The organism is Allobosea sp. 10N428 (assembly GCF_056394545.1).
Genome location: NZ_JBFTIC010000012.1, coordinates 63285 through 82504, shown reverse-complemented (window position 1 = coordinate 82504; position 19220 = coordinate 63285). Strand labels below are relative to the sequence as shown.

General features: G+C 62.6%; 22 protein-coding genes and 1 pseudogene. 15 read left to right on the top strand and 8 right to left on the bottom strand.

Annotation, left to right across the window (positions count from 1 at the left end; translation table 11 throughout):
- Positions 1-465: 465 nt before the first annotated feature.
- A complete protein-coding gene (locus tag AC1DDA_RS24925) occupies positions 466-930 on the bottom strand; it encodes a hypothetical protein (protein ID WP_476797792.1) in 465 nt (154 codons plus the stop codon).
- 272 nt (positions 931-1202) lie between these two features.
- Here AC1DDA_RS24925 and AC1DDA_RS24920 point away from each other — a divergent pair, with 272 nt between their 5' ends.
- Both AC1DDA_RS24920 and AC1DDA_RS24915 read left to right on the top strand, forming a co-directional pair.
- Positions 1203-1490, top strand: coding sequence for a type II toxin-antitoxin system RelE/ParE family toxin (locus AC1DDA_RS24920; protein WP_441514106.1), 288 nt, complete (start codon positions 1203-1205; stop codon positions 1488-1490).
- A complete protein-coding gene (locus AC1DDA_RS24915; RefSeq protein WP_441514107.1) occupies positions 1490-1792 on the top strand; it encodes a HigA family addiction module antitoxin in 303 nt (100 codons plus the stop codon). The genes AC1DDA_RS24920 and AC1DDA_RS24915 overlap by 1 nt, the downstream gene beginning before the upstream one ends.
- A gap of 111 nt (positions 1793-1903) precedes the next feature.
- Here the strand turns inward: AC1DDA_RS24915 and AC1DDA_RS24910 are convergent, their stop codons facing one another.
- The 4 genes from AC1DDA_RS24910 to AC1DDA_RS24895 all read right to left on the bottom strand — a co-directional run bounded on the left by AC1DDA_RS24910 (position 1904) and on the right by AC1DDA_RS24895 (position 6609).
- Positions 1904-4540, bottom strand: a complete 2637-nt coding sequence (locus tag AC1DDA_RS24910; RefSeq protein WP_476797791.1) for an AAA family ATPase — start codon at positions 4538-4540, stop codon at positions 1904-1906.
- Positions 4537-5661: a metallophosphoesterase family protein gene (locus AC1DDA_RS24905; protein ID WP_476797790.1), complete on the bottom strand. Its 1125-nt coding sequence runs from the start codon at positions 5659-5661 to the stop codon at positions 4537-4539. The genes AC1DDA_RS24910 and AC1DDA_RS24905 overlap by 4 nt, the downstream gene beginning before the upstream one ends.
- A gap of 336 nt (positions 5662-5997) precedes the next feature.
- Positions 5998-6258: a hypothetical protein gene (locus AC1DDA_RS24900; RefSeq protein WP_441514110.1), complete on the bottom strand. Its 261-nt coding sequence runs from the start codon at positions 6256-6258 to the stop codon at positions 5998-6000.
- Positions 6259-6324: 66 nt separating this feature from the next.
- Positions 6325-6609, bottom strand: a complete 285-nt coding sequence (locus AC1DDA_RS24895) for a hypothetical protein (RefSeq protein WP_476797789.1) — start codon at positions 6607-6609, stop codon at positions 6325-6327.
- 432 nt (positions 6610-7041) lie between these two features.
- Here AC1DDA_RS24895 and AC1DDA_RS24890 point away from each other — a divergent pair.
- The 4 genes and pseudogenes from AC1DDA_RS24890 to AC1DDA_RS24875 form a co-directional block, all read left to right on the top strand.
- Positions 7042-7131, top strand: a pseudogene (locus tag AC1DDA_RS24890) (cold-shock protein); the annotation flags it as partial.
- Positions 7132-7145: 14 nt separating this feature from the next.
- Positions 7146-7463: a YciE/YciF ferroxidase family protein gene (locus AC1DDA_RS24885; RefSeq protein ID WP_476797788.1), complete on the top strand. Its 318-nt coding sequence runs from the start codon at positions 7146-7148 to the stop codon at positions 7461-7463.
- A gap of 313 nt (positions 7464-7776) precedes the next feature.
- Positions 7777-8169: a CopG family transcriptional regulator gene (locus AC1DDA_RS24880; RefSeq protein ID WP_441514113.1), complete on the top strand. Its 393-nt coding sequence runs from the start codon at positions 7777-7779 to the stop codon at positions 8167-8169.
- 13 nt (positions 8170-8182) lie between these two features.
- On the top strand, positions 8183-9289 hold the full coding sequence (locus AC1DDA_RS24875) for an extracellular catalytic domain type 1 short-chain-length polyhydroxyalkanoate depolymerase (protein WP_441514114.1): 1107 nt from the start codon (positions 8183-8185) through the stop codon (positions 9287-9289).
- 508 nt (positions 9290-9797) lie between these two features.
- Here AC1DDA_RS24875 and AC1DDA_RS24870 read toward each other — a convergent pair.
- A complete protein-coding gene (locus AC1DDA_RS24870) occupies positions 9798-10397 on the bottom strand; it encodes an NADPH-dependent F420 reductase (protein ID WP_476797787.1) in 600 nt (199 codons plus the stop codon).
- A 90-nt stretch (positions 10398-10487) separates the two neighbouring features.
- Positions 10488-11222 carry an SDR family NAD(P)-dependent oxidoreductase gene (locus AC1DDA_RS24865; RefSeq protein WP_441514116.1) on the bottom strand — a complete coding sequence of 245 codons (735 nt, stop codon included), beginning with the start codon at positions 11220-11222 and terminating at the stop codon, positions 10488-10490.
- 195 nt (positions 11223-11417) lie between these two features.
- Between AC1DDA_RS24865 and AC1DDA_RS24860 the strand changes: the two genes are divergently transcribed.
- Positions 11418-12314: a LysR family transcriptional regulator gene (locus AC1DDA_RS24860; RefSeq protein ID WP_476797786.1), complete on the top strand. Its 897-nt coding sequence runs from the start codon at positions 11418-11420 to the stop codon at positions 12312-12314.
- Between the two features lie 276 nt (positions 12315-12590).
- On the opposite strand, the gene AC1DDA_RS24855 is transcribed toward AC1DDA_RS24860, so the two are convergent.
- Positions 12591-13004: a M15 family metallopeptidase gene (locus tag AC1DDA_RS24855; RefSeq protein WP_476797785.1), complete on the bottom strand. Its 414-nt coding sequence runs from the start codon at positions 13002-13004 to the stop codon at positions 12591-12593.
- 6 nt (positions 13005-13010) lie between these two features.
- Between AC1DDA_RS24855 and AC1DDA_RS24850 the strand changes: the two genes are divergently transcribed.
- The 8 genes from AC1DDA_RS24850 to AC1DDA_RS24815 all read left to right on the top strand — a co-directional run bounded on the left by AC1DDA_RS24850 (position 13011) and on the right by AC1DDA_RS24815 (position 19141).
- Complete coding sequence (locus tag AC1DDA_RS24850) at positions 13011-13559, top strand: NUDIX hydrolase (protein ID WP_476797784.1); 549 nt, start codon at positions 13011-13013, stop codon at positions 13557-13559.
- Positions 13560-13889: 330 nt separating this feature from the next.
- Positions 13890-14936: a PhnD/SsuA/transferrin family substrate-binding protein gene (locus tag AC1DDA_RS24845; RefSeq protein ID WP_476797783.1), complete on the top strand. Its 1047-nt coding sequence runs from the start codon at positions 13890-13892 to the stop codon at positions 14934-14936.
- A gap of 26 nt (positions 14937-14962) precedes the next feature.
- Complete coding sequence (locus AC1DDA_RS24840; protein WP_476797782.1) at positions 14963-15820, top strand: ABC transporter permease; 858 nt, start codon at positions 14963-14965, stop codon at positions 15818-15820.
- Positions 15817-16563, top strand: a complete 747-nt coding sequence (locus AC1DDA_RS24835; protein ID WP_441514122.1) for an ABC transporter ATP-binding protein — start codon at positions 15817-15819, stop codon at positions 16561-16563. Before AC1DDA_RS24840 ends, AC1DDA_RS24835 begins: the two co-directional genes overlap by 4 nt.
- A gap of 24 nt (positions 16564-16587) precedes the next feature.
- The gene (locus tag AC1DDA_RS24830) at positions 16588-17937 is read left to right on the top strand and encodes an LLM class flavin-dependent oxidoreductase (protein WP_441514123.1); all 1350 of its coding nucleotides are present in this window, start codon (positions 16588-16590) and stop codon (positions 17935-17937) included.
- Between the two features lie 160 nt (positions 17938-18097).
- The gene (locus tag AC1DDA_RS24825; RefSeq protein ID WP_441514124.1) at positions 18098-18280 is read left to right on the top strand and encodes a PhnD/SsuA/transferrin family substrate-binding protein; all 183 of its coding nucleotides are present in this window, start codon (positions 18098-18100) and stop codon (positions 18278-18280) included.
- Positions 18262-18657 (top strand): ABC transporter substrate-binding protein, encoded by a 396-nt coding sequence (locus AC1DDA_RS24820; RefSeq protein WP_476797795.1) that lies wholly within the window; start codon positions 18262-18264, stop codon positions 18655-18657. The genes AC1DDA_RS24825 and AC1DDA_RS24820 overlap by 19 nt, the downstream gene beginning before the upstream one ends.
- Before the next feature lie 58 nt (positions 18658-18715).
- Positions 18716-19141, top strand: a complete 426-nt coding sequence (locus AC1DDA_RS24815; protein WP_476797781.1) for a hypothetical protein — start codon at positions 18716-18718, stop codon at positions 19139-19141.
- The last annotated feature ends 79 nt before the right edge of the window (positions 19142-19220 follow it).

The following is a 19220-nucleotide window of genomic DNA, read 5'->3' as shown; positions in this document are numbered from 1 at the left end:
ACACGATCTCCTTCGATCGCGATCTCGTCGACCATCAATCCTGAAGGAACCAGGTTGGCTGGCCGAAATCGCTGCTTCATCATGCTGATTCCTTCTGGAAACCAGCGTCAGAACAGCCCCAACCTGCAGCGAAACTGAGTCAGACCCAACATTGGACGCCGATCGGGGGGCAACTTTGCAGGCCGTTTGACAGATTAACATTATCGAACTCAATTGGGCGCAAGTCTCTCGACGATTTCAGCTCTGAAAATGCCTGCCAACGCGAGCGCTGGATTATGTCCGCGTTGGTTTCCAGGCCTTCCAAAGCCGGATGAACGGTCTCACGATTCATGCTTCTTCTACAGATCTAAGACACTGCCCGGGTCGCGGGAATGCGACCGACCTTTCGGTAATCTGCCCGGCGGGTCCACGATGTCTATCGTTTGCTCGTATGTTTTGCCTCACGCTTAGATTAAAATGTTTCGACTATTGGGAGCCGAGAATGGCCCGACGAGGTAGTTGGCAGTCGGCAAGCCGGTAGAAGCCCCGACGATCACGGACCCAAGCGAAGCGATGGTCAATCGCCAGAATTTGGAGTGTGACGACCTGCTCACCTTCTTCGTAGAAGGAGCCGATTTTCGAGGCGCCTGCGCAAAAGCCGACGATGCGCGGCAGCACTTCTCCACTGTCCCAGATACCCCAGCCCTGAAGCGGGGCCGAATCCGTCAGGTCGTCACGACTGGGATTCCAACCCGTCTCTAGACGCGATAGATCGCTCTTGAGCCCTTCCAACTCCTGCGCGATCGTGAGCCCATTCTCGAAGTCAGAAGGAGCTTCCGCGCCGGGACAATCTGAGCTGACTTCGTTTGCCAGCATGTAAAGGCTGACGCCGCGCGCCGTCTCTACGAGCGCTTCGCCGAAAGCATCATCAATGATCGATTTCAAACGCATGGTGTCGATTCCTCTGTGAACTAAGGAATCGTACGACGAGACCTTGCAAGTCACATCAACCAGCTTTCGCAATCCATCAAAACCACGATAGGGACCGCGCCCACCGGGGGTGTTGCGTTGCCGCTGCCGCCAATGCGCGCGGGACGGACTTGCGCAGGATGGTATGACTGAGTGGGCCGTCCTTCTTCGTCATATCGGGCGCATAAGCGGCAGCCGGTGTCTGGTGTCAATTGACGGTTGACACTATGCAGGCCGGACGCTAGCGTGTTCACGTGGACATCGAGAGTATCAAGGATAAGGCACTCCGGAGGTTCGCGGAGACAGGCAGATCCAAAGGATTGCCTGGCGATCTCGTGGGACGACTTCGGAACATGCTGGCGTTTCTGGCGGCGATCGAGTCTGCCGAAGAACTGTACACCCCGCCAAACTTTGGTGCACATCTGCTGACCGGCGACCGAGCTGGCGTTTGGTCGCTCACAGTTACGAAGAACTGGCGGATAACGTTTCGCGTCAATCAGGCAGGTGCGATCGAGGACATAGATTTGGAGGATTATCACTGATGGGGATCAAGCTTCACGCAAGTTTTGCTGTTCACCCTGGAGAGTGGCTTAGAAGCGAACTGGTCGAGCCCTATGGGCTGAATGTCACCGTCGCGGCCGAGAAGCTCAAGGTCACTCGCCAGGCCATGAGCAACCTGCTGAACAGTAAAGCCGGATTGTCGGCAGAGATGGCAATCCGCTTCGAAAAAGCCTTTGGCGTTCGCGCGGATACCTTGCTGCGGATGCAGGCTGTGTACGATCTCGCTCAGGCTCGCGGGCATGAAAAGGAGATCATCGTGGAACGGGTTGCGAAAGCTGCGTAGCCATCAGGTATGCGGACCAGTTCCGCAGTACGGTTCGCCGCTCTGCAAACCCAAGCCAGACGGCGGGCGCCGGAAGCACTGAGGCCGGGATATATTCCGGTGGCTCCTCGATTAGGAAGCTGCGACAGGGTCCCAGGGAACCGTGTGCAACACATTCCCGCCCAGTCGGGCGAAGGCGCGCTGGCGACACGAAAACACGACGATCTGTTGGCTTTGAGCCTGCCGATGGAGAGCGTCGAACATCTTTTCGATGCGGTCGTCATCGGAATAGACCAGCGCATCGTCCAGGATTACGGGTGTGATCTGTCCGTCCTTGGCGAGCAGCCGCGCGAAAGCGAGACGCGTGAGGATAGCCAACTGCTCACGCATGCCGCCGCTGAGAAACCCAACCTCTTCCTCGAGGCCGTTGCGTTCGACTGCTCGCGGCAGCAACGTGTCCTCATCGAACGTCACGTCGGCGTCGTCGAAGAGTAGGCCGAGCAAGGGGCGCAGCTCCTGAAGTACGGGAGCAAAATAATGATCCCGCGCCTCCGAGCGGGCGCCTTCTAGAGCGCTTCGCAGACGAGTTAGAATTGCGACCTCGCGGCTCAGAACAGCGACCTTCCGGTCCGCCTCTGAGAGTTTGTCACGCGCTTCCTGCCAGGCTTCCTCGATGGCGGATTCCGCACGGGTTTGAATACGGCCGTTGAGGCCTGCAGCTTCCTCCCGCAGCCGGACGATCTCGCTCCTGGCCGCCTCTACCAATGAACGCATCCGCGCATATCTGGCCTCGGCCGCGGGCAAGTCGCTATTGCGCGCCGCCATTTCAGCAGCATGTTCGGCGATCCGCTGGAATTTGGCTGACGCTTCCTTCTCGGCGCGCTTGAGGTCCTCCTCTCGCTCCGACCACTCAACCGTCGCACCCAGAGTTTCACGGATGGCGGCGAGCGAAGAAGCGAGGGCCGCCACCCGCCGCTCGGCTTCGACCATGCTCGTCGCGAGCAGCTCCGCCCGCGCTCGGGCCGCTGTAGCGGCCTCTCTTGTCGATCGCATAAGAGCTTCCGCCTCACGCGCGGCTGCTCGTGCCACGCCGAGGTCGCCGGTGACTTGGCTGGAGTCCGCGACTTCGGCTTCTAACCGGACAATCTCTTCGTCAAGCGCGCCCCACCCCGTTGGCGCGAGGAGGTCGAAGCGTTGACGAGCGAGGGCTAACTGGTTGCTTAGGTCTCGCAGTTGCGCCTCTCTCTGTCGACCTGCGGCCAGGCTCTCGATGCCCATTTCCGCCAGCAAAGCACTCTGGCGAGCCTTCAGCGCGACGATGTCACGCTCAGTCTTTTCCGATCGAGGCACCGATAGCGACAGCCGGCCGACGTTCACGATGTCGATGAGGGTGGTACCCAGCAGTGGTCGTTCTTCGCCATGCTGCAATATGGCAGAATCGATCGAGACTGCCGCATCGACCCCAGTTGAATATTCCACACGTAGGAGCGGTGCCTGGGCTCGCTCGGCTGCCCGTTGTCCAGCGAGATGTTCCTCGATTTCTCCGAGTTCCGCGAGCTTTTTGGGCGGTAAGGTCAGGTTCTTGATCGATGCTTGGATGACTTCGACATCTTTGCGCGCTGCGTCGGCGTCGTCTCGCGCCTTCCGAACGAGCGCCAGTCGGCTGGCTGCTGACGTGGCGCGAACGGACTTTTCGAGTGCCGCCACATAATCCCGCTGTTCTCGTTCGTTCTGCTCGGCGGCAATAACATTGGCAGAAGCCTGCGTAGCCGCCGACTTCGCTTCGTGGTGTTGCGTGCGATGCGCATCCCGATCAGCTTCGGCGGCCATCAGCAAATCGACGAGTTCGTTATGGCGCGCCAGAGACTGTTGAAAGGTCGACAGAGCAAAACGCGCCGCTTCCAGTTCGTTGCGGGCGAGAGCCTCGCCGCTCCGAGCTGCGTCGAGCCCCGAGCGATGGGCTTTGGCCAACGCTAGAATCGCCTCGCCATCGGCCAGAGCAGCATGACGATCACGCTCCTGCTCTGGAGTGTCGATCTCTGCCAGCCGCCCCCGCACAGATCGGCGGTGGTCCAGAGCCGCGCGCAACTCGACGACTTCACCGCCGAGGCGAGCCTCCAACTCCCTGAGCCGCTGTTGCTCTTCCAACGCGACCGCGTAGGGACCGCCTGTTTTTGCCTTACCTGTGGTCGTGACAAGTCGTGTCAATTCGGCTTCGCAGGCGGCGAGCGCATGCGACATCCGTCGGCCACCAGTCAAAGCTTCAACTTCGCCTTGAACGGATGTCAGGACCGTCTCTCGGGCCCTTCTCTCGGTTTCATCATCCGACTTGGCGCGCTTTTCGATACCGGTCGTTCCTTGACGAACCCAGAGGAGCCCCGCGGGACCGCCAGTACCGCCACGCACCAAGTTCGACATGAAGCGTTCTGCTTCATCCGCTTGCGCGATCAAGCGCCCGCTATCGCGTTCGCGGACTTGTGCTCGCCGCCCGCTGTAAAACTGCTTTGTCAGCCGGAATGCGCCGTCAGCTGTCAGAAGGTCAGCCTCGACGAGGGGGCTGCCCCCGCTATACGGCCGGAGAGCCTGCACCGCACTAGGCGTTCCAGTATGAGCTTGGAAGAACAGGGCGTGCAACGCATCGAAGCAGGTCGATTTCCCATATTCATTTGCGGCGCAGAGAACGTTGACACCTTCGCCGATGTTTTCAATCCGGACGCCCCTCCCGCCGAAGCGGCGAACGTTGTGCAGGCGCAGCGGCGTCAGCTTCATGCCAGCACACCCGCGCAATAGGAAAACAAGCGGGTCAGCGCCTGTCGGGAGACTTCCCGCTCCCCCGCTGACCGAGTATCGTCATGACATTCAGAAAGAAGATGCTCGGCTGCTCGTCGCAGCGCTCCGACACGGTCGATGAGATCGAGATCCCCGACTTCGCATTCGGTCACCAAAGCTTCTGCATCGAACTGCATGAGAGCAAATTCGGGCGCGATCGCTGCAACAGCGGCGTCGAGTTCCAATCTTGCTTGCGGCCCTGCCCGCCCCGCGGCGAGGATGCGCAGCAGGGTTTGTCGACGTGCTGGTCCATCGGGACATCTGCTGAGCAGATTGCCCGCCCCAGCTTCGCCGGGAAGGCAGTCGAGCTGGATCGTTCGCCAATCAAACAGCGACGTTTGTACGGCTTCGATCGCTGGTTCTGCACCATGTGCTGCCACCGCCACGAGCAGTGCTCGCCCAGGTTCATCGTGTTTGAATCGGTCGGGTTCGGGCGTGCCAGAGTACCAGGTTCGCGTTCCAACGCTCAGTTGGCCGTGCCAATCGCCTAGCGCGAGATAGTCCAGACGTGCGCGGGCGGCTCGATCAGGCGCAATGATGTCGGTCGCAGCTTCCTCTTCGGAAAAGCTTTGAACCGCACCATGTGCCAGCCCGATGCGGATGGTGCCATCTGTTGTCGCGGCCGAGCTCATCCATTCCGTCAGATCGCGGCCGGGGCGTCGTGTTGTGCAGGGGGCCGACAACAGGACTACATCGTCGGCGAGCGCCGTTGGGGTGGGGGCAAGCGCGAGATGGACATTGGCCGGAAGTCCCGCACTCGCCGAAGACCAGAGCTCATCGGCTGCCAAGGAGTCATGGTTACCTGGGAGAATAAACCAACGCAGATCACGGTGGCCGGCCATGGCCGCGAGCGCTTGGCGAAGAATCGCAGGACTGGGGGTTTCCGTGTGGAATGTGTCCCCGGCCAGCAATACGGTCTCGGCACCGCCTGATCGGGCCTTGGCCGCGAGGCGATCAAGGACCGTATGCCTTGCGTCACGCAACCGGCCTCTCAACTCCTCTGGCATGGAGCCGAACGGCTTGCCCAAGTGCAGATCGGCGCTGTGCAGGAAGCGAAACATGTCAAACCTATAGAGCGCATGCTGACAGCTCTTCCAGACATTTTATGTCGCGGGCGCGCCTCACCGACGCGCCCACGACGTCTAAGCGAGGCGCTCGATCACTTACACGCGGATCTATGGATGCGACCTCCGGAGGTAGGGCCTCCCCCTCGTTTGTTGGCCTCTGTTCAACACGACGCTTTCTGACGTACGATTCCAGTCCCACCCGCGGATCGCCCACACAGCCTGCTCGTTGTGCTTTTTCATCTGACCTTGCTGTTCGTTGAATTCGGGGAAGCTGACATAAGTTGCCAGCCGTCCCTTGGGTGGCTCGCTCGTCGCGGAGCCTCGAAGGCGTCAGTCATTCTCCGGCGGCACACCGCGCGTTCCGAATGGAGGGACGTCTACCAATGTCGCAATTAGGCGCAGCAACGCGCGTTGCTCTGGCCGCTCCTTGGTTCCTTCTTCGAGAAACGCTCCTAGCGCGATATGACTGAGTTGACCTCCCGAAGGCCCGTTTGGCTGGTGTATAACGAAGGCATTTCCGGTGGCCGGTTCTCTCCCCAGATACCAGCTTTCGCCATTTGGACCGCGGTAGAGTTCGCGTCGTTCGCTCATGATGTTCCGTTCTCCTGCGCGCGAATTAGCTGCCAGCGGCATACGATTTCGCTGCTCGGCAAGACGCTACTTCGCGCGGTCCAGGCGGTCGAACATCGCCGTAATGGGATTATGGCTGCTCCGCGGCTTGGCATTTCTGAGGTGCCCATTGCCCATGATCTGCCCCTCTCCGATCACTCGCTCACGATCGTCTTTGCCCTTGATCCGATATTGTGGCTCGCCGTTCAGCGAAGTCGGGAGGAGCCTGGTGACGTCGTAGGTGCCGGCAGCGTCTCGGTCGAAAAAGCCGAAGGCGAGGGAAACTTCGTCGCCGATCACATATCGATGGGGCATGATGACTCCTTGATGCACGCAGCTTCTGGAGCTGAGATGTATCCTACCATGCCTTGCCCATCTGTGGGGATTTATTCAGTCTGTTCGCCTCATCGACGTCGATTTCGCGCAAACCGTACGATCTTGAAAATATATCTGATAAAAGAATATTGTAATACCGTGCCGAATTCGTGCGGAAAACAAGAATTCCGATTTTGAAGAACCCACAACTATGGTATTTTTATTTGTGTCCCAAAAATTTAGCAGATGGATATCGCTATATCGAGATTGCCTGGATGGCTTTTTTTGTTTTTCTCGCGCTTCGGCTCGGCATCGATGATGACCCCTCTTCGAGATCGTTCTGAACTCGCTCGACATCCTGTCGGCGAGCGACAGAGTTCGTCACAAAGAGGGTTTTCAGGACAACGGCAACGTTAATGGTTCAATTCCACCAAGGGCTGCTTCGGTTTCATCCAGCCGGATGACGGCAGCCAGGCCGTCTTCGTCCATATTTCTGCCATCGAGCGGGCTGGCATGCGTGACCTGCGGGAGCCCGAACAATCCGGGGACCACCCATGGCCACGACCCCGAAGCCGCTGGATGAGATGTTCCTCCACATGCTCAAGGACGTCTATTACGCCGAGAAGCAGATTCTTAAGGCGCTGCCCAAGATGGCCAAGGTCGCCAAGGCGCCCGAGCTGAAGAAGGCCTTCGAGACCCATCGCGACAAAACCGACGGACATGTCGCGCGTCTCGGCCAGGTCTTCGAGATCATCGGCAAGGCACCGCGAGGCAAGACCTGCGACGTCCTCGCCGAGGAAACCAAGACGGACAAGACCCTGACCCAGCTCGGCGCGCCTGCGAACTCGGCGGCTGTCGCCAAGGCCGCCTGATCACGCCGCTGCATCAGACCCCGACGGCATTTGCCATCGGGGTCATTTTTGCGCTCGGGATAATTTGTCGTCATGTTCGAAGCCGCCTTGAGGTCGCTCGCCGGCCATCGCGACAACTGGTCCAGTCATCTCGCCGTCGACGGGTCCTTGTTGAAGGCGTGATGCCATGATGTGCATCCGCACACACCGGCGGTCTGGCAGTCAGCATAATGTGGGGGCTCGCTGGTCTCCGCATCCTGAGCTGCGCCAGCGGTCTTGCGCTTCGGCGCCAAGCATCCATATACCATCCATGTGGATGGTATATGGATGCCTGATGAAAACCCCCGATAGCGAGAAACTGACTCTCAATCTCGGCTTCGTCGATCTCGGCCGCATCGACCTGCTGGTCAGGGACGGCTTCTACTCGAATCGGTCCGACTTCATTCGCACGGCGATCCGAAACCAGCTTTCTAGCCATGCCGATGTCGCGGCGCAGGCCACGACGCGGCTGTCTCTCGAACTCGGCCTGAGGACATTCACCCGGCGCGATCTTGAGGCGGTCAAGGCCGCCGGCGAACGACTGGAGATTCGCGTCCTGGGTCTGGCCGTCATTGAGGCGGATGTCTCCCCTGAGCTTGCCCGGGAGACGATCGCCTCTCTCACCGTGCTAGGCGCGCTGCATGCCGCTCCCGAAATCAAGGCGGCTCTGGCCGACCGACTGAGCTGAAAAAGGACACCCCATGAACACGCGCATCCGCTCCGCCCTCGGCGAAGCCATGTCACGTCTCAAGACGGCCGATCTCGTCGGCGCGACCGCCACCATCCAGCGCGCGCTAACCGGAACTCCGCCCCAGACATGGACACGCCGCAAAGAGGGACAAGCGGAATCGGCCGGTTTCAAGGCTCATGGAACGTGGGGCCTGGGAGAGACCCTCAAATCCCTCGGGGCCGTACGGACCCAATTCGCCGAACGGACCGGCACGCGCCGTCACCCGGCCGAGGCCGGAGACGATGACGGTCGCTTTCGCACGCGCAGCTACCGCAACGGAGCCGGCTCCCTGAATTACAAGCTCTACGTGCCAGAGGGTCATGCCGAGCGGAAACTCGCTCTGCTCGTGATGCTGCATGGCTGCACCCAGGACCCCGATGATTTTGCGCGGGGCACTCGGATGAATGCGCTAGCCGAAGAATTCGGCATCGTCGTCGCTTACCCTCATCAACTGCGTTCGGCCAATTCCCAGGGTTGCTGGAACTGGTTCGACGTTCGTCATCAGCGGCGCGGGGCCGGTGAGCCCGCCGTTCTGGCCGGGCTGGCGCAGGACTTGAGCGCGGAATTCGGCCTCGATCGGGAACGAGTCTTTGTTGCAGGCCTGTCTGCGGGCGGCGCCATGGCGGATGTGCTGTCCTCCACTTATCCCGACGTCTTCTCGGCCGCCGGCATCCATTCCGGCTTGCCACACGGCGCCGCCAACGACGTCATGTCGGCGTTTGCCGCGATGAAGGGCAACGCGAAGACAGCACCTCGAGCGAAAGCTGGCGCCATCAGGCAGATCATCTTCCACGGCACGGCGGATGCCACTGTTCACCCCTCAAATGGTGAGGCGCTGTTCCAAAAGGCAGGAGTACAATCCGGTCGTTCGCCCGAGTTGATCACCGGCACCGTCGTCAACGGCAGAGAGGTCGTCCGCAGGGTGGTCGGGCCCGAGACCGGATCGGCCACCGCGGAGTATTGGGTGGTGGAGGGTGCCGGGCACGCCTGGTCGGGTGGAGACCGGACCGGAAGCTTCGTAGACGCGAAGGGGCCCGACGCCTCGCGGGAAATGATCCGGTTCTTCCTCGGCCACTGACGGACTCGGTCTGCAGATGAGACCCATTTTCTTTCGCTAACAGAAAATAGATTGCCCCAAAGTGCCTCGATACCGATGAAGCTCACCCGTTACAAAGAAGCAGGAAGGCACAGCGGCGGCGGAATCTGATCCGGGCCTGAGGAAAGACGTTATTTGTGCACTGGCCGCAGTGATCGAGGACGTGGCAAACGCGGTCCCTAAGGGCCGCGAGAATGTGTGCTCCCAAGCGACTGCGCAATGTCGGCATTTGGCGCATCTGGTCCGACCAGAATCCGGCGCTTCTGGCCCGCTTCCACCCTTGGGAATGTTTGCCAGCTGGCAAGCCGGTCGGCAACGCCGACACCAGCCCCTGCAGGGGGAGGGCGAGCTTATTGCCAACGTTCACAGGGGCCATCTTCAGGTTGCCTGCCTGAACTCAGCGCGGAAGGTTAGGTTGGGCGCGTTCCAGCCACATGATCAAGGGAAGGGGCGGAGGATACACCCCTCGCACGAACTGCCAGCCAATCCTCTACTGCTCCTTCTTGAACATGTTCTGGAAGATCAGCGCGCCCCAGACGGAGCCGCTGGCGTGAACCAGCGCGCCGCCCTCGTCGAACCGCCCCAGATTGACGGGGGCGAAGCCGAGCTGCCTGGCCAGGGCTGCCACGGATGCGGCCGCGTCCTCGTCGTCGCTCGACAGGAACACGACCCGATGGCCGCCCGCCACGACCGGGTCCATTGCAAGAGCCGCTGCGCCCAGGTGGTTGAACCCCTTGACGACCTTGGCGCCGGCATAGAGCTTCGCCACGAAGGCGGAAGACAGCAGGCCGTCCATGTCCTCCAGCGGAGCCTGGGAGTTGGTCGCATCGACGAGGGTCTTGTGTTCCCAGCTTGGCAAAGCCTTGGCGAGGTCCGGATGCGAGTCGGACCTGATCGCCAGGAAGATCGTATCGGCCTTGAGGGCCTCTTGCCGGGACTTGGCGACGACCTTGGGGCCGATCGCCCGGGCCTGCAGAGCTAGGGCCTCGGGCGGGCGGCGGCTGGCGACGGCCACCTCGAAGTTCCTGCGGGCGAAGGCGTGGGCCAGGGCCTGGCCGATCTTGCCGAAGCCGATGATCGCGTAGCTCATGATGGTCTCCGATATAGGAGGGAGGGATGGCCCGGCCATCAACGGCGCAGCCATCTGGTCTCTGTCGGGCGGGGATTTTCGGGCAGCGCCTCAGATGGCCGAGAAGCCGCCGTCGACGGACAGCTCCATGCCGTTGACGAAGCTGGAGTCGTTGGACGCCAGAAACAGCGCGGCTCCCGCTATCTCCTCGGGAAGGCCCATCGTCCCTCGCGGGATCAGGGACTCGAACATCTTCTTCGCCTCCTCGGTCAGAACCTCGTCCTGCATCGGGGTGGCGATCGGTCCCGGGTGCAGCACGTTCACCCGGATGTTTCTGCCCTTCAGCTCGTTGAGCCATCCTCGCGCGAAGGCGTGCAGCGTCGCCTTGCTCGCCGCGTAGACGCTGTAGCCGGGAAAGCCCTTCAGTGAGGCCACCGAGCCAGTCATGAAGATCGACCCGCCGTCGTTGAACAGCGGCAGCGCCTTCTGCACCGTGAACAGCGTGCCGCGCGCGTTGAGGCCAAAGGTCTTGTCGAAGAGCTCTTGCGTGATCTCGCCCAGCGGCGCCGCCTCGCCGATGCCGGCGCTGGCGTAGAGGACGTCGATCCTGCCCTTCTCCTGCTTCACCGTGTCGAACAACCGATCGAGGTCGTCGAGATTGGCCATGTCGCCTTGAACGGCGGTGACGTTACGGCCGATCTGCTTGACGGCCTCGTCAAGCGCCTCTTGCCGCCGACCGGTGATGAAGACATAGGCGCCTTCGTCGACAAACCGCTTGGCACTCGCCAGCGCCATGCCGCTCGACCCGCCCGTGATGACCGCGACCTTACCGTCCAGCTTACCCATGATCGTCTCCTTTGGGTTCCTTCGTGGCCGTGAGAGGACGACCCGAGAGCCCCGAGATGGCCCTGGCGGCACGCGACGGTGAGTGCGGAGGCGTGAACATCGGTGGTGCGAAAACTAACCGGGTGAATTGGATGGCAACATCGGATCACTGCGCCCGAGCTTTGAAGAGGCACCTTTCCGGTGCAGGATTATGCTATGATCGATTGGGACGATGTTCGCTATTTTCTGGCCGTCGCGCGCGCCGGCTCAGTGCGGGCCGCCGCCGAGCGCCTCGCCGTGAACCACGCGACCGTGCTGCGGCGCGTCGCTAAACTGGAGCAGCGGCTCGGGGCGGGAGTGTTCGAGAAATTGCCGACGGGCTACCGCCTGACGACGGCGGGAGAGGAGGTTTTGGAGTTCGCCGAGCAGATGGAGACCTCGTCACACCAACTGGAGGCGCGCGTGTTCGGGCGCGACCGGAGCGCGCGCGGCCTCTTGCGGCTGACGCTGCCGCCTTTCCTCGCGACGCATCTGTTCATGCCGGACCTCTCTGATTTCGCGCGCCTGCACCCCGAAATCGAGATCGAAATCATGTCGACCGGGGAGGTCGCGAACCTGACCAATCGAGAGGCCGATGTGGCGATCCGCTTCGTCGTCGACCGCAAGACCCTCCCGCTCAATCTCCACGGCCTGATGGGACCGGAACTGGCCAGCGGGGTCTACCTGTCCCGCGACCTGCTGGCGAAGTGGCGGGCGGGCGCGCAGAGGCCCATCCGGCCGATCGTCATTAACGATCACGGCATCCCGGACTGGGCTCGCGCGGGCGAGATCCGAACTGCCGAGGTACCTTTCAGGACCCCGGACGCCGAGGCGCAAATAGCCGCGGTTCGCCAAGGGATCGGCTTGACGAGGCTGCCGTGCTTTGTCGGCGACTCCGATCCCCAGCTGACCCGAGCGCCAGGTATCCTGCCGCAGCGCAACGGCGTGCTCTGGCTCCTCACCCATGGCGAGACCCGCAAAACCAAGCGCGTTCGGCTGTTCATGGAATTCGCTTCCCACAGGTTCGCTGTCTACGCACCGTTGCTTGCGGGACTGTCCGTATCGAGCAACTGACACGGCAAGTCTTCCGCGACACTGTGGAGCATACGACACCTTGGAGGCACCCCGTTGTCGCGTTGGAACTAAATGGGAGACAACGCATCGCGCTGAATGTCCGGTTTATACCGCGCAGCTGAGTTCAGCTATTGGCGCAGCTTAGACACGGCCGATGGAAACAATGAGCTTGGCTCTGGGCTGAATTACTTTACCACGGAGCCCGAACTGCTTCTGGAAAAAGCTTGTGGTGCTCGGCGCGCTGCCGGGATTTGGCAGCGGCGACGGCTGCTCAGATCACCGCTTGCGGGCGTTCGGCGAGACAAGCTCGAAATGCGAGCGGTCCATATGCTTGTAGCCGTGGAAATGACCACCCCATCGGAGCGATACGCCCAATTCACGTCCGGCCTGCGCCAGCGCGTCAGCAATCCGATTCTGAATTTCCGGATCAAAGACGATCTGTCCCGTCTGATCGAGCGGCCATAGGTCCACTGCCTTGCCCGACCGGTGCGAGCTGGCACTAGTCAATGACCAGCCCCAGGCAACCGCCATGCGTTGCTGTTTGCGGTCACGTCTCCCGGAGCCGATCACGAAGCGCAGCCCTGGATTATCGGCTTGCGCCTTCCGCACGACTTTGGCGAGGATTGGTCGGATGGCCCGAAGATTCGCCTCGTGGTTTGCCAGTGGATTTGAATTCCATGCGCGGAACATCGCGAGTTGATCTCGCCCGAATTCATCCCGAGGGGGAATTGTCGCGTAGATGCCGGCCGGCCCGTACCGCGGCGGATCGGCAAGGACATTCTGGCCTCGGCGACGCTCGATGAAAACGACCCGCTCATGAAGAAGCTCCAAGGCAAAGCGAAGCTGCAGGTGGGTGCGCTGCCGCTGCGTAGAAATGCGGCGGGACAATGGGAAATATTGCTCGTGACGACGCGCTCCACTAAGCGTTGGACCGTTCCGAAAGGGTGGCCGATCAAGAAGCTCAAGGCTCATGAGGCCGCCGGCAGAGAGGCTCTGGAGGAGGCTGGTGTCGTTGGGCCCGTCAAGAGAAAGCCAGTGGGGCGATTTCTTTACTGGAAGCGGCTGCAGGCGAGCTTCAGCCTCTGCAAGGTTCGGCTTTACCCAATGCACGTGACACAACAGCTAGCCCATTGGCCGGAGGAAGCGCAGCGCCTTCGACATTGGTTCAGCTTGGAGGACGCATCGGATCTGGTCGAAGAGCCTGGCCTTCGGAAGGTTCTCGCAACGTTGAAGCCGGAGCGCTAAGCTTCAGACTAGGATCTGGACCAAAGACGAAAATCCATGCCGGCGGCCCAACCGGGGCACGTCCGCATTCTGGCAGAATCTCGAAGTCCGCTACTGGCGCGAGATCACCCCAACAGTGGGCGACGCGACTGCAGATCGGATAGCTCGCAGGACGCGCATCAGGCTGAACGACCCATTCCTTCCTGAATCCCATAAGAGGCTTGGAAGGTTCTTCGGATTTATATCGTATCTTAAAAAGAACATTCGTTTGACTAAACAAACGATTCTTTTGCAGGATTTGGTGAGGTCAGCGGTGATCGCCGACGCAACCAATCTGCAAAGGGGACGACCATGGCAGATGCGACTGGGTGGTCCAAGCATGTCCAAGCCGGCCGCCGTGCGCTGCTGAAGGCGTCGCTGCTTCTCCCTTTCGTCTCCCACGCCATCGCTGGCGCAGCGGCTCAGGGGGCACTTCTTCCCCAACACATCCCTGCCGGGACGAAACTGGTTGTGGCCGATCAGAACGAGGCTTTGCAGACACTGATCCGCGCCTCGGGCGTGCAGGCGAAGCTGTCGAGCGACGTGACCTACGCCAATTTTCTCGGCGGTCCGGCGATCCTCGAAGCCTTCCGCGCCGGAGCGCTCGACCTCGCCACCGTCGGGAACACGCCGCCGATACAGGCCCATGCCGCCAGCGAGAAGATCCCGATCGTCGCCGCGCGCGTCTCTTCCGAGACCGACTATTTCCTCGCGGTCCGCGCCGGCCTGAAGATCGGCAGCCTCGAGGAGCTGAAGGGCAAGAGTATCGCCTATGGCGAAGGCACGGGGCGCCAGCCCTTCGTGCTCAACGCGCTGAAGCTCGCGGGCCTGACGCGCAAGGACGTGAAGCTCGTGCCCCTCAGGGCTGCAGACTTTCCAGATGCTATCCGGACCGGGCAGGTCGATGTCGCCGCACTCAACGAGCCGCATTTCTCGCGCTACCTCGCCGATTTCGCCGATCGCGGCGCCAGCGCCCTGCCCAAGGCGCAGAACGACCGCCTGCCCAAGAGCCTGACCTATCTCTACGCCAGCCAGAAAGCCCTCGACGACCCGGCGAAGGCGGCGGCAATCCGCGAATTCGTGGCAGGCTGGATCGACGCCAGCCGCTGGTCGCACCAGAATGTCGATGCCTGGGTGGATGCCTATTACGTCAAGCGCCAGAACCTGAAGCCGACCGATGGCCGCAAGATCGTGGAATCCGAGGGCGAGTTCCAGTTTCCGCGGCTCGCCAGCCTGATCGCCAAGCAGCAATCGCTGATCGACGTGATCCACGAAGCCGGCGACCTGCCGAAGCGCCTCGATGCGCGGGAGGAATTCGACCTGCGCTTCGATGAGGTCATCGGCACCAAGATCAACTGAAGCCCTGCTCGGAACGGATGGATGCCATGAGCCTGATAACCTATGCCACAGGCTTCCAGGCCGACGCGAACGCCTGGGAGCGCTCCGCCGGAACGCAGGAGCCGCGGCCGCCGCAGCTCGCGCCCTCGCGACTTCCCCCCGGCGGAATCCTGTTCGGCCCGATTGCGCTGGTCGTCATCTGGGAGCTGGCGTCGAGCCTCGGCTGGCTCTCGCCGAAATTCCTGGCAGCGCCGTCGACGGCGGTCCTGACCGGCTTCGAACTCCTGAGCAACGGTACGCTGGCCGACCATTTCCTCGCCTCGGCGAAGCGGGCCTATCTCGGCCTCGGCATCGGCGTCGCGATAGGGCTCACGATGGCACTCGCGGCCGGGCTTAGCCGCATCGGCGAGGCCTCTCTCGACGGGCTCGTCCAGATCAAGCGCGCCGTGCCGACGCTGGCTCTGATCCCGCTCGCCATTCTCTGGCTCGGTATCGGCGAGGCGATGAAGATCGCGCTGATCGCCTCTAGTGTGCTGGTGCCGATCTACATCAACACGCATGCGGCGCTGCGAGGCATCGACATCCGCCATGTCGAGCTCGCCCGCAGCGTCGGGCTTTCGCGTAGCGCCTTCCTGCGCGAGGTTGCGCTGCCGGGCGCGCTGCCCGGCTTCTTCACGGGCCTGAGACTGGCCGTCACCACCTGCTGGACGGCGCTCGTCGTGCTGGAGCAGATCAACACCACAGAGGGCATCGGCTATCTGATGAACCGCGCCCGCGACTATGGCCAGACCGATGTCATCGTCGTCGGCCTCGCCATCTATGCCATCCTCGGTCTGGGCTCGGATTTCGCGGTGAGGTTTTGGGCGCGGCGTGCGCTGTCCTACCGCAAGGCGCTCGCCTCATGAATGCGTCCGCCCATCCGCTCAACCTGCCACAGGGCCATGGTCCCGCCGCCGTCAGCCTGCGTGGTGTCACCCGTCGCTTTTCCGGGCGCAGCGTGCTCAGCGACGTCTCGCTCGATTTCGCTCCCGGCCAGTTCGTCGCGCTGATCGGCAAGAGCGGCTCGGGCAAGAGCACCTTGCTGCGGGCCCTGGCCGGTCTCGACGACGGCGTCGAAGGCGAAGGCCGGATCAGCGTGCCCGCCGACCGTTCGGTTCTCTTTCAGGATTCCCGGCTGCTGCCCTGGAAGAATGCGCTGCAGAATGTCGTCTTCGGCCTGCGCAGGGCGGATGCGGACGAGCGTGGCCGCACGGCTCTTGCCGATGTCGGGCTCGGCGGACGCGAGGACGCGTGGCCGAACGCTCTCTCGGGCGGCGAGCAACAGCGAGTCGCGCTGGCGCGCTCGCTAGTGCGTCAGCCACGCCTGCTCCTGGCCGACGAGCCCTTCGGCGCCCTCGATGCCCTGACGCGCATCAGGATGCACGATCTGCTCTTCCGCCTGATCCGCCAGCATCAGCCGACCGTGCTGCTGGTCACACATGATGTCGACGAGGCGATCAAACTCGCCGACCGCGTTCTGGTGATGGAGGACGGCCGCATCGTCGTCGACCGCCCGGTCGCCCTGGCGCATCCACGCCTGAAGGATCCCGATTTCGAAACCTTGCGCGGCGAACTGCTCGCAGCGCTCGGCGTCACCGACGCCGTCTAGCCGCCACCCAGAGGATCGACCGTCATGGCACGCGAACTCCACCTCAATCTCTTCATCAACGGCCGGGGCCATCACGAAACCGCCTGGCGCCATCCCGCCTCGACCAAGAAGGCGTTGAGCGATCTCTCCTATTATCGCGACCTCGCGCTGGCGGCGGAAGCGGCCAAGCTCGACTCGATCTTCTTCGCCGACCAGCTCGCGCTCGGTGACGAGCTTGCCCATGCGGCGCGGGGCGAGCTGGAGCCGATCACGCTGCTGGGGGCGCTTGCCGCCGCGACGAGCCGTATCGGGCTGATTGCCACCGCGTCGACCACCTATAACGAGCCCTATAATCTCGCTCGCCAGTTCGCTTCTTTGGACCATATCAGCGGCGGGCGCGTTGGCTGGAACATCGTCACCTCATGGGCGCCGGGCGCTGCCGTCAATTTCGGTCAGGACTCTCAGGTCGGCCTCGACCAGCGCTATGCGCGCGCCCACGATTTCGTCGAGGCGGTGTCCAAGCTCTGGGACAGTTGGGCCCGGGACGCGATCGTCGATGACCGTGCGGGTGGGACCTACGCCCTGCCCGAGCGGGTCGGGCGCGCCGAGCACCGCGGCAGCCATTTCAGCGTCGCTGGAGCGCTCAACATTCCGCGCTCCCCTCAGGGGCGGCCGGTCTTCGTTCAGGCTGGAGCGTCAAAGGACGGGCGCGCCTTCGCGGCGCGCTACGCCGAGGCGATTTTCACGGCACATCTCACCAAGGAAAGCGCCGTTGAATTCTATGCCGACATCAAGACGCAGGCCCGCGCGCGCGGCCGAAGCTCCGACCAAATCGTCATCCTCCCTGGTCTCAGCGCCGCTATCGGCTCGACCGAGGCGGAGGCGAAGCGGGTGTGGGGGGAGCTGAACGAGCTGTCTCATCCGAGCGTTGGACTGGCCAGGCTGTCGAGCCGCTTCGGTGGCCATGACTTCTCGCATCTCAATCTCGACGACGTCCTGTCGGTGGCGGATTTCCCCGACCCGTCGCAGGTTCAGGCTTCTCGCAGCCGGTCCCAGTCAATCACCGCACTGGTCGCACGCGAGCGCCCGACATTGCGCGGCCTGCTCCACAGCCTCGCCGGCGCGAGGGGGCATTTTACCGCGACGGGGACGCCGGAACAGATCGCCGACATCATCGAGGACTGGTTCACCTCGGGCGCCTCGGACGGCTTCAACGTCATGCCGCCGATCCTGCCGGCACAGTTCGAGGTCTTTGCGGATGAGGTGGTGCCGCTGCTGCGCAAGCGCGGCCTGTTCAGGAGCGACTATCGCGATGGAACGCTGCGCGACCGGCTCGGTCTCGCCCCGGTTCCCAGCCGCTTCGATCCGCCCGAGCCAGCCAAGCGTTCGGCCTGAGCGTCGGCGCGGACCCAACTGGAAAGACCAGCCGACTGCTCTCACGGTGGATTCGTTCTTCCCTCGTCGCCGCGCTTTGGAAGCAAAGACCTCTCCTGCCGTGGGATAAGGCCCATCTGCCTCGGGCCGAGGTTGCGCGGAAGCGAGCGTGAGATGATGGATGCGGCTGCTGGTGCCCGAAACCGCCAACATCCGTAGCCTCAAGGATCTCAAGGGCAAGTCGGTCGCCGTGACCGATCCGGCGAGCCCGGTGCGGAATTTCTTCGCCATCCGCCTCGCCGAGATCGGGCTCGATCCCGAGAAGGACGTGAGCTTCCCCAGGACCTGTTCGGCGAAGCGCTGAAGAAGGGCGAAGTCCAGGCGCTCGCCGGCGACGATCCGCATCTCTACCTGATCCGGGAACGCGACAAGCTCGTCGAGCTCGCCACTAATCTCGAAGGCCAGTACGCGAAATCGACCTGCTGCGTGCTCGGCCTGCGCGGCGCCCTGATCCGCAACCAGCCCGAGGTCGCCGGAGCGATCTCGCGCGCCATCGTCGAGGCACAGGCCTGGACGGCGGCCAATCCCGACGAGAGGGCCGAGATCTTCGCGCCCTTCGTTCCGGCCAAGGTCACGCCCGAGACGGTAGCCGCGATCCTGCGCAGCCACACCCATGACCATCATTCCACCGGCGCGGCGTTTCGCGACGACGTCGCCCTGTTCTCAAGCTCGTCAACGTGATTCGCAAGAACACCGACGCCAAGGCCTTTGCGCAGAAGATCCTCCCCAATGTCCCCGTTTGAACAGACCGGGTCCGCACCCGCATTCGACCGCCCGCGCCCGCATTTTCTCGCCTGCCGAGATGAGCTGGTCCGGCGCGGCGCGCGTGCCGGGCTTCGACGCCCGCTGTGCCGACGGAACACTGCTTTCGCCAGGAAACGGCAAGCCGATGTGGCTGCTAGTGAGCGGCGGCGAGAGTGAAACCGTGCTCGCTCAGGTCGACGGAGCCACCGAGCGCTGCTCCGTTGAGGATCCAGCGCCTTGGGCGGTGGCCTTGGCCGCGCTCACCGGCGGCCCTGTGCCGCCAGCGCAGGTTCTGGTCGACGCCAATGGCTGGCTACGACGCGCCTTCCGGACCGAGGATGACGCCTCGCCGGAACTCGTCGCGGCCGAACTGTCGCGCATTCGAGCCAGCCCGTTCGACGGCTCTTCGATCCACCACTGACACCATGCGGTCGCCATCGCAGAGCCAGGAGACTGCGACATGTCCTGCCGTGGCCGTCAGCCCGGCTAAGAGCCCGAAC